Below are 9,362 nucleotides of genomic sequence, written 5' to 3'. Positions count from 1 at the left end.
GGGCAAGAACCTTGCGCACGGCGGGGCGCGCCTCGACGCGGCGGCTGTTGTCGAGGATCGCCGGGAACTGGGCCGTGTCGACCCCGTCGCCGGGCAGCCAGCCGAAGTTTGCCCATGGCGGCCCGAGATCAGCCGCGCAGCAGGCGTGCGGCCTCTAGAATCGCCAGGATCGCGACGATGAGCGGGATCGCCAGCACCCCTCGCCCGGTGGCGTGCGCCTTGAACCACTGCCCCAGCTCGACACTGAGGCTGTCCCGGGTGGGGTCGCCGGAGGTTTTTGACGGTCGCATGCGCAATCTGTATATTATATACAAATCGCTTGCAAGGACACCCAATGCCCCGTACCCGCGATCCCGTGGACTTGGCCACGGCTCTCCTAGCGACCCGCAGCGACCGCCTTCGGGCGGCGCGGATCGAAGCCGGGTACGGCAGTGCTCGAGACGCCGCGACCCGGTTTGGCTGGAACGTGAACACCTATGGATCCAACGAAAACGGCAACGCCCCCTATTCGTACAAAAGCGCGCGCCTCTATGGCGCGGCCTTCGGGGTCCGCGCGGAATGGCTCTACGAGGGCGAGCCGCCGATCTTCGGCGCCTATCCGTCCGGTGAGGCCGACAGCGACCGGTTGGTGCCGGTGATCGGTCACGTGGGGGCGGACCCGGAAGGCGCCGTGCTGTTCGCGCTCGGCCAGACTCCCGGCGATCTCGCGCCGATTCCCCCGGGCGGCACCGACCAGGCCCGCGCCCTCTTGGTCGCCGGCGGCTCGATGCCCGGCCTCGCCGACCACGGGGCCCTGATCTATTTCGAGTACCAGCGCACCCCGCCCACGCCTGACATGCTCGGTCATGTCGTGGTCGTCGAGACCGAGACCGACGAGGTGCTGGTGAAGCGGCTGCTGCGCGGGTCCCGCGCCGGGCTGTTCGACCTCGAAAGCCTCGACGGCCCCACCCGGCGCGACTGCCGTCTGCGTTGGGCGGCGCACATCACCGCCATCATCCCGCCCTGGCAGGCGCGGCGGATCCTGCGAACCCATGCGGCCTAGCGGACTCCTAACGCGTTCGGGGCGAAGTCAGGAGCGGCCCCTGACCGCAAGCTCGTCCGCCGGACCGTCGCTCAGCGCGTTCGCCCGCGCCTTCGACCTGGCCCTGAAGCGCTACGAACCTTCGATCGCGGCGCTGGTGACTCACCTCGAAGCGCAAGGCGTCGCGATCGACCGCGCCACCTTACGAACTTGGCGCCTCGGCCAGAAGCCGCCGAGCAAAGCTCGATCGTTCATGGCGCTCGCGTTGTTGGAGCGGCGTTGGCGCCTGCCGGATGGCTATTTTCGCCGGCTGCTGCCCCACTCGGACCGAGCGGTCGGCGGGCGGCTCGCGCCGGGACTGACCGCCAGCGAGAAACGCCGCTATCTCTGGCATTTGCCGGAGGACTTCGCCGCGCGCCAACCGGCTGAACGCGCCGAGATTCTGGCATGGGTCCGCCGCACTTTCCGGTCGACCGACAGCGAATATCGCCGCTACCAATCGCTGGCGGTGCGGCACGCCTACGCGATCCGCTTTCCGGCGCTGGCGGGCTGGAACACGTCGCCGCGCGCCGAAATCGGCCGTCGCCTTCGGCCCGGCACGCGCATCGCGCCGCAGGCGCTGTCGGACGAGATGGGTCAGTTGCTGGCCTTCAAGACCGCCACCTTCGCCCCCATCGGTTTCGCCCGCGCAGGCGTCTGGGGAGCGGTGACCGCGGCCCAAAAGCTTGAGCATCTCGGTCTCCTGTTCGGCGCCCTCTCCGCCCCTCCCGATGGCCCGTCCCTCGGCCTCGGGGCGCCGCTTGAGGCCCTCTCGTTCGCCCTGTTGCTCTTTCCGGGGGTCTGGGACGCCTATCTCGGCTGGCGCGAGCGTCGGCGGGGCTTCTTCACGGTGTGGGAGATCGACCTGTTGTGCGCCGTTGGCGCGAACGCCGACCCCCGCACCGGTTGGATCGCCCAGACACCGGGGCTCGCCGACCGACTGCAGGCGCTGGACGGGATGGTCACGGAGGCGGAGGTCGCGGCGGCGCGGTCTGATTGGCGGGGCGCCTGCGCGCGCTTCCGGGATTTCGCACGGATGCGGGTCCGGGAACTGAAGCGGATCGTACGCCGACACCACGATCCCTTCGAACCGGTCCTCCCCGTCCTGAGATCCGACAGCCCGGTTGCGGAGTACCGCAAAATCGCCGACGAGATCCGACTCCGGCGCCCCTGCGCCGTCCGGAACCCTCGCGCCGCTGCGGAGAACGCGCGGGCCTATCTGATGGTCCGCCTGGCGCTGCACCTGGGCTTCCGGCAACGCACTCTGCGGGAATTGCTGGTCCGCGGACGCGGCGAGAGGCCGACCCCGGACAAGGCTTTGGAGACCGTTCGCCGCGGCGAAATGCGCTGGAACGACCTGCAGGCCGGGTGGGAGGTGTTTGCGCCGCCGGTCGCCTTCAAGAATAACATGTCCAACTACTTCTGCGGTCGGCCCTTCCGGCTGGTCCTCCCCGATGTCGCGGGTCTCTATGCGGAGATCGACACGTATCTAAACGTGCATCGACCGGTCCTCATCGGCGCGATGGTTGATCCCGGAACATTTTTCGTGAGGGTCCCGGCGAAGCCGCAGGCGCCCGGAGCCGATGCCAGCTTCAGTCAGGCCGACTTCTACAGCGCCTGGCGCGCCCTGACCGGCCGCTACGGGGTCTACAATCCCTATACCGGCCGTGGGGCGATACCGGGTTTGCTGCCGCACGGACCGCATTGCGTCCGTCACGTCCTCGCCACTCACATTATCAAGCTGACCGGCTCCTTCGAGCAGGCCGGATACGCGATCCAGGACGCCCCGAAGTCCGTCGAACGCCACTACGGCGTTTTCCTGCCGCAGGACAAAGCGGCTCAGGCGACACGGCTGTTGAATGCCGTCTGGGCCGAAGGCCAAGTTAGGGTTGGATCAGAGACGGAGTGAACCAATCCGCGCCAAGCCTTACCTAGGCGCCACGAACCTGGGTCAATTGCGTCAGCCCGGCCGCCAAAGGCCCCCGCCCCCATAAGGCGACGCCGCAGCGCAATCCCCGTCAGGCCGAAGCCCATGAACATCAACACCCAGACCGCCGGCTCTGGCACGGCCAAGGGGGTCGATGAAGGGAACGTCGAAGCTGAGCTTGTAGCTCGTCGGCGCAAACGACCCGAAGATCATCAGCGGCCGCGTGGTCCACAGATTGGACCGCTTCGACCACCGGGACCGCCGGGCGATCACATCGGGCGCAGGACGGCTGCGGCTGCGACCAGGACCGCTTCGCCCCGCGCAGGGGCGAAGCCTCAAGGTTCCACGCCGCTATCTGCGTCAGGCAGAGTCCGAGCGCGCCCGGCTCCGTCCGACATTACATGCTGACTAGAACCTAACCCGCCTCGTTGCTGGCGGTCACATGCCTGGCCTGGGCCTTCACCTCGTCGCTGGCGTTGCCCATGGCGATGGCCAGACCGCTCTCGCGGAACATCATCACGTCGTTGGGCATGTCGCCAATCGTGGCTATCCGCGCCGGCGGGATTCCGAGCGTCCTGGAGAGCGTCAGGACCACGGCCCCCTTGTTGGCCTGGGGATGTGTCAAATCCAGGAAGTAAGGGTTCGACCGGGCCGCGCTGCCGGCGTCCCCGAGCACACTACGCACGCGTCGCTCGCAGGCCGCGACCAGGTCAAGGTCGTCGGAGACCCCAACGATCTTCACGGCGTTCGCCAGGTGCGCCTCGGTGAACGCCGGCACAACCGAAGGCTCGAATTGCAAGATCCAGGCTTCGCGGGCGACATGCGGCGCGGTCGCGTCGCGGACGAGCCAGTCCGTTTGGGTATAGATCCAGACGTCCAGCCCCTCGCCCATCAGAAGAGCGATCGCCTGTTTGGCGGCCGCCGGATCGAGCGTGTGGCATTCGATCACGGATAGGTCAGGCTTGACGTAGAGCCCGCCGTTCAGACCCGCGAGGGGTGTCTGCAACACGAGCGGTTCGATGAGCATCCGCAGGCCGCGGGGCGGTCGGCTGCTGGTGATCGCCAGGGCGATGCCCGCCTGGCGCAGGTCCCGCACTACGCCGGCCGCCGCGGCGGTAAGCACCTTGTCGTCGGTGACGAGGGTGCCATCCACGTCCGCTAGCAGAAGGCGGATGGGTGGGCTTGTCATGTCGTCTGTTCCAATTCTGCGCTCGCCAAGGGCAAACGTAGACCGCGGCCCGATGGCGCCGCCATGACGCCTAGGCGGCCGCGGGCGGCGCGATCGGCGTCAACGAGGCCGATGCTGAAGGGCGTGCAGGTCGGCCGCCGCGTCAGCGGAGGTCGTGGGCGTGCGCGAAGGTCGCAATGAGAACGGCGATGGCGTCTGGAGCCTCGAGGGTCGCAAAGTGGACGGTGTCCAAGATATGGACTTCCGCCTGGGGCGCATCGCGCAGGTTGGCCAGCGCGCCCAGCGTCGTGAAGAAGTCGTCCTGGCTGCCCCATGCGACAAGGACCGGGACCTTCAGGCCGCGCAAGAGGGCCTGCCACGCCGGATACTGCTCGACGTTGGTTCCATAGTTCGCCCACAGGTCGTTGCGTCCCTCGATGACACCCGGGCGCTGTTCTGAGGCGTTGTTGAGCAGAACCACGTCAGGGCTGAGATTGGCGCTCTCGTCCCAGTTGGTCGCGCCGGGGTAGGGCCGGTGGAGGGCATATTCGGCCCGGCGCCGGTCGAGATCGGCGTTGCGGCTGCGCCAATGGCGACGCAGCTCGCCCTGCGGGTCCTGCGCCTGAGGGAAGCCGTCGAGGTGTATGGCGCCGTTCTGCACCATTACCGCCGTCACCACCTCCGGGTTGGCTTGCATCAGGCGGAAACCAATCGGAACGCCGTAGTCCTGCATGAAGAGCGCATAGCGGCTCAGGCCACGCGCCGCGAGGAAGTGGCTCACGGTTTCGGCGAGATGGTCGAAGGTATAGGCCCAGGCCTTGTGATCGGGGGCGTCGGAATATCCGAACGAGGGATAGTCCATGGCGATCACGTGAAGCCGGCCACCGGCCACGAGGTCCTGCATGACCTCTTCATATTGGATAGAGTACGCCGGGTTGCCGTGCAGGAAGACAATGGTCGGGGCGTCGGAGGGGCCGCCCTCCCGATAGAACAGATTCAGACCATCGACCTTCTGCCAGCCGTAGTGAAGGTGGGCCGCTGTGGCGGTCGTGCTCCACGTAACGGCGACGCTTAGGACCATGGCGAGCAGGAATGGGCGGAAATGGATCATGCGGCGTCCTGTCGGCGAAATTGGCGCTCGGAGCTCCAGTCGGGCGTCTCGCGCCGTGGGCGGTCCGCTGTGGGCCGGCGTGTGGCACCCAGCCGGACCTGGCTGCGCGCAGCCTCGGCCTGAGGGGTAGCGGCGAGATCCCCCACCTCAGAGGATTTCATCGAACTCAAGGACGTTGCCGTCGGGGTCCCGGATGAAACAGACTTTGCGACGGCCTTGACCGAAGACGGATGGGCCTTCCGTGATCCGCAGGCCTTCGCGCTCGAGCCACACCACCAGCTCATCCAGGCTGGCCACCAGAAAGGCGGCGTGGGTGTAGCCCGGCCATTTGTCGGCGATGTCCATCAGCACGTTGCCGCCGCTCGCCCTCGGCGCCGCGTTGTAGATCAGATTGATCCTCGCGCCGGCGCCGTTGACCAGGCCGATGGATCGGCCGCCAGGCGAATCTTCGTCAGGGTCGAGAACAAACCCCAGCCTTTCGTAAAAGGCCTGCGCACGAGCGCGGTCCGAGACGCGGATGCCGACATGGTCGATGGCTCCCAGTGTGAACATTGTCCAATCCGTGGGCTAGATGGGCAGGATGTGGCGGTAGAGGGGGGAATGATCGCCCTCGAATTCTGGAGCGCCGGCGGCGGTAAGTTGAAGCCGCGTCGGCGGGTCGAGGAGACCGATGGAGCGATCACTCGGGCCTTCTGACCAACCGATGTTGAAGGCGCACTGGACTCGGAAGAACTGCACCTCGGCATGCTCCGGGACGTGATCGCGGATCCACCAGGCGAGCGGCCGCCAGTCACCGGTCTGCTCATAGTGGTCGAGGTATCTTGGAACCACGACGGTGGCGGTTGCGCCGAGGCGCCCTGCTCTGTCGCGGCGGTCCCAGATGTGCGCTCCGGCGCTGTCATCGTTACTGGCGCACCACGAGTCCGCTACGCCGGCTTTGTGAAGCGCATGACAGCGACCGTTTACGGTCGGCGATCGGTAGGCGCTGCGCAGGGCGACGTGCCCCAGGCCCGCGCGAAGCGGCTCCAGCACCCAGCGGCATAGATTGCGCCCGGCCTCGATGGCCAGGTCGGAATCCTCGGGGAGGTTGACCAGACCGCTCGCGGCGGCGACCTCGCTGTAGAGCATGTCCCGCATGAAGAAGTGCTCTGACAGGCGGACCCGACCAAGGGCGGTCAGGTCGCTCAAGGTGCGGCGGAGATCGGATCGTTTCATCGTTGTCCTGCGCGGCCGGCGCTAAGCTGACATCGGTCCCCCCAGGCGGGTTTCGCAAACGACTTCGGCGCCGCTTCAGGTTACAATTTGTCGTTCGAAAAGAGGTGACACCTCATGGATGAGACGGCAGGACTGCGCGGCGCGCCGTTGAACGCCCTTCGCAGCTTCGAAACTGCCGCGCGGCGGCTTAGCTTCGCCAACGCCGCGGCGGAGCTCGGCGTGACGCCGTCGGCGATCAGTATACAGATCCGCAGATTGGAGGCCCGTATCGGTCGCCCGCTGTTCGAGCGCGGACATCGTCGCGTGTCCCTGTCGCCTTTGGGGGCGCGGCTCGCGCCGGCGTTGTCGGCGATCTTCCGCGACCTCGACAGGCTGTTGGAGATCACGCTGGCGGCGGAGACGGACACCCTGATGATCAGCGCTATGCCCTCGTTCGCGACCAAATGGCTGGCGCCGCGCTTGGCGGCGTTCAACGCCCTGTGGCCGTCCATCGGGGTCCGGGTTGTCGGCGCCGATCACCTCGTTGATTTCGATCACGACGGCGTGGATGTCGGCCTGAGGTACGGACCCGGCGACTACAGCGGGCTGTACGTCGAACGGCTTGCCCAGGCGCGGGCCTTTCCGGTCTGCAGCCCCGGTTTCCGCGACGCCCATGCGGACCTCTTGCGCACGGCGTCCGGTCTCGCACGGCTGCAGCTGATCGGTGACGAGACGGCGCTGCGCGCATCTGGATTGCCCGATTGGGGCGCCTGGTTTTCGGCGGCGGGGGCCAAGGGCATTCCGCGGATAGGGCCGGTCTTTGAGAGCCTGCACATGGCGTTGAGCGGCGCCGCGGCCGGGCAAGGTGTGGCGCTGGGTCTGACGCCGCTCGTGGATGAGGACCTCCGGTCCGGCGCGCTGGTGCGTCTCTTCGCAACAGAGATCGTCAGCCCGTATAGTTTCTGGCTGGTCTGCCGGAAGGACCGCCTCCGCGACCGGAAGGTCCGGGCGTTCCGCGATTGGATGGTGTCCGCGGTCGCGAGGGGTGGCGCTGCGCGTCTGGAACCCTGAAACGCGCCGCCTTGACGCGGTGCCGCCCCGCCACATCCCCTCCCCGCCTCCACCACCGGCGGGCAGCACATTGAGAACTGCGCGATCGCCGGTCGCTTAGCCGTCGCGCACGGCTGATCTCGGACCCTCTACGACACGACCCGGGCCGCGTCGCGGGCGCCCGCGTGTCCGGCCATCGCGAGGCCGGCCAACAGTGCGACCGGCGCTCTGCTAGCTCGCGGCTCCAGCCTGCTGGGCCGCGCCCTCGCCTTCGCGAACTCCCTCAGGTCGCCGCCGCCTCGGCAGGGAGTCCGCGACCACCCAAGCGCAACCGGTCAAGACGAGATTGGCGGCGTTCTCAGCCCATTCCGCGTGGTTATGGGAATCGGCCAGGAACAGCGGGACATGCTTCAGGGGGGTGAACGCGGCGGACATGACGGTGAGCAAGATTTCGGCCAGCCGATCTTCCACTAGCGCGATGATCGCGACGCCCGCGGCGACGTGGGCCACCCCTGTCGCATAGCCCCAGAAGTCTTGAGACGGGGGCAGCCAGCGGGGAACCAGGCGCGCGGTCATGCCCATGTAGAAGAAGTGCGCTCCGCCGAACAGGATCGCGCAAAGCCCGACGATTTGGCCCGTACGCGTCAGCTGCGCCGCAAGCTTCGCGTCCATCTTGGCGTAAGTGGCGAAGACGATGAGCCCCGCCGCCGCGATCGCCACCTGCTCGGCTGTGTTGCTATAGGCCATGAACTCCTTCGCATTGCGCAACACCGAGCGGCCGTCCATCAGGACCACGACGATAAGCGTGTAATAGGCGGTGAGCGCGCCGGCCGCCCAGGCCACGGTCTGCAGCCACTCGATGGCAGCGCCGGCGAACAGCATGAAAATCGCCGCGACGTAGATCAGGACCGTGCGGTCGGGAAACGCTTTGGGGACGGGCTGCCCGGGATCGAAGTTTCCAAGCGCCAGGCTCACCAAGGCAAGACCCACTAGGCCGAGGCCATAGACCGCCAGCCGAAAGCCATCATCGGTTTTTCAGACGCCATGGCGTGGAGTCCTTCAACCGTCGCGCGCGACGGGCTTCCCGCGGCGGCGAGACCGCGTGCGGCGCGCGCGACGCAGCCTTGGGCTACTGAGGGCGATCTCGCCATCGGTCCTGCCCAACGGATTGGTTCCGAGGCAGCGGACCCTTCAAATGAACAATATTCACCAGGTAATACCGGGGCAATCACCGATCAGCCCACCGTAAACCTGAACCTAGTGGATTGATGCCGACATAAGAGTCCTTTGGGATTCCCACGGTTTTGGCTTCGTGCGAGTCTTGGGGATGCGTACTGGCGTCACCGTCCACCTGAGCCCGACCGATCGAAAGCGCCTGCGTGCGATCGTCGATGACCGCAACAGTCCGCAGAAGCACGTCTGGCGCGCTCAGATCGTGCTGGCCACGTCTGATGGTTTGGGCACGACGGAGATCATGCGCAAAGCTGATGTCAGCAAGACGGCGGTCTGGCGCTGGCAGGAGCGGTTCATGGCCGAGGGTGTTGATGGCCTGCTGCGCGACAAGACCCGGCCCGCTCGGGTTTCCAAGCTGGCCGACGATGTCGCTGAACGCATTGTCGCTCTGACCTTGGGCGAGGCGCCCGGCGAGACCACCCATTGGACCGGCCGTGTCATGGCCCAGGTGGTCGGCGTCAGCCTGACCTCGGTCCAGCGCATCTGGCGCGCCATGGTTTAGCGCCGCACCGCATCCGTACCTTCAAGCTTTCCAACGATCCCAAGTTCGCCGCCAAGGTCCGCGACATCGTCGGCCTCTATGTCGATCCGCCGGCCCACGCCGTGGTGCTCAGCGTCG

At 67.0% G+C, this 9,362-nt stretch carries 10 protein-coding genes and 1 pseudogene; 4 read left to right on the top strand and 7 right to left on the bottom strand.

The annotated features are described in order from the left end of the window. Positions 1 to 128: 128 nt before the first annotated feature. The gene (locus tag E8A49_RS17510; RefSeq protein WP_293384391.1) at positions 129 to 290 is read right to left on the bottom strand and encodes a hypothetical protein; all 162 of its coding nucleotides are present in this window, start codon (positions 288 to 290) and stop codon (positions 129 to 131) included. 176 nt (positions 291 to 466) lie between these two features. Here E8A49_RS17510 and E8A49_RS17505 point away from each other — a divergent pair, with 176 nt between their 5' ends. After that, positions 467 to 1,042 (top strand): peptidase S24, encoded by a 576-nt coding sequence (locus tag E8A49_RS17505; protein WP_293384388.1) that lies wholly within the window; start codon positions 467 to 469, stop codon positions 1,040 to 1,042. Continuing rightward, entirely contained in the window at positions 1,032 to 2,969 is a 1,938-nt protein-coding gene (locus tag E8A49_RS17500; RefSeq protein ID WP_293384385.1) for a hypothetical protein, read from the top strand. Before E8A49_RS17505 ends, E8A49_RS17500 begins: the two co-directional genes overlap by 11 nt. Here E8A49_RS17500 and E8A49_RS23230 read toward each other — a convergent pair. The 5 genes from E8A49_RS23230 to E8A49_RS17480 all read right to left on the bottom strand — a co-directional run bounded on the left by E8A49_RS23230 (position 2,900) and on the right by E8A49_RS17480 (position 6,454). Then, positions 2,900 to 3,127, bottom strand: coding sequence for a PEPxxWA-CTERM sorting domain-containing protein (locus E8A49_RS23230; RefSeq protein WP_366928834.1), 228 nt, complete (start codon positions 3,125 to 3,127; stop codon positions 2,900 to 2,902). The two genes, E8A49_RS17500 and E8A49_RS23230, sit on opposite strands and share 70 nt — an antisense overlap. A 275-nt stretch (positions 3,128 to 3,402) precedes the next feature. Then, a complete protein-coding gene (locus E8A49_RS17495) occupies positions 3,403 to 4,176 on the bottom strand; it encodes a Cof-type HAD-IIB family hydrolase (protein WP_293384382.1) in 774 nt (257 codons plus the stop codon). A 142-nt stretch (positions 4,177 to 4,318) separates the two neighbouring features. Beyond that, complete coding sequence (locus E8A49_RS17490; protein ID WP_293384379.1) at positions 4,319 to 5,266, bottom strand: alpha/beta hydrolase; 948 nt, start codon at positions 5,264 to 5,266, stop codon at positions 4,319 to 4,321. Between the two features lie 147 nt (positions 5,267 to 5,413). Further along, positions 5,414 to 5,818: a VOC family protein gene (locus tag E8A49_RS17485; protein WP_293384376.1), complete on the bottom strand. Its 405-nt coding sequence runs from the start codon at positions 5,816 to 5,818 to the stop codon at positions 5,414 to 5,416. 15 nt (positions 5,819 to 5,833) lie between these two features. Continuing rightward, complete coding sequence (locus tag E8A49_RS17480; protein ID WP_293384373.1) at positions 5,834 to 6,454, bottom strand: hypothetical protein; 621 nt, start codon at positions 6,452 to 6,454, stop codon at positions 5,834 to 5,836. A 141-nt stretch (positions 6,455 to 6,595) separates the two neighbouring features. Between E8A49_RS17480 and E8A49_RS17475 the strand changes: the two genes are divergently transcribed. Then, on the top strand, positions 6,596 to 7,531 hold the full coding sequence (locus E8A49_RS17475; protein ID WP_293384370.1) for a LysR substrate-binding domain-containing protein: 936 nt from the start codon (positions 6,596 to 6,598) through the stop codon (positions 7,529 to 7,531). Positions 7,532 to 7,741: 210 nt separating this feature from the next. Here E8A49_RS17475 and E8A49_RS17470 read toward each other — a convergent pair whose 3' ends face one another. Next, on the bottom strand, positions 7,742 to 8,485 hold the full coding sequence (locus E8A49_RS17470; RefSeq protein ID WP_293384367.1) for a hypothetical protein: 744 nt from the start codon (positions 8,483 to 8,485) through the stop codon (positions 7,742 to 7,744). Between the two features lie 352 nt (positions 8,486 to 8,837). On the opposite strand from E8A49_RS17470, the pseudogene E8A49_RS17465 reads away from it, so the two are divergent. Continuing rightward, positions 8,838 to 9,362, top strand: a pseudogene (locus E8A49_RS17465) (helix-turn-helix domain-containing protein); the annotation flags it as partial.

Origin of the sequence: Phenylobacterium sp., from assembly GCF_004799515.1 — a bacterium.
GTDB lineage: Bacteria > Pseudomonadota > Alphaproteobacteria > Caulobacterales > Caulobacteraceae > Phenylobacterium.
The sequence above is the reverse complement of the archived record's forward strand: the minus strand, read 5'-3'. Positions and strand labels throughout refer to the sequence as shown.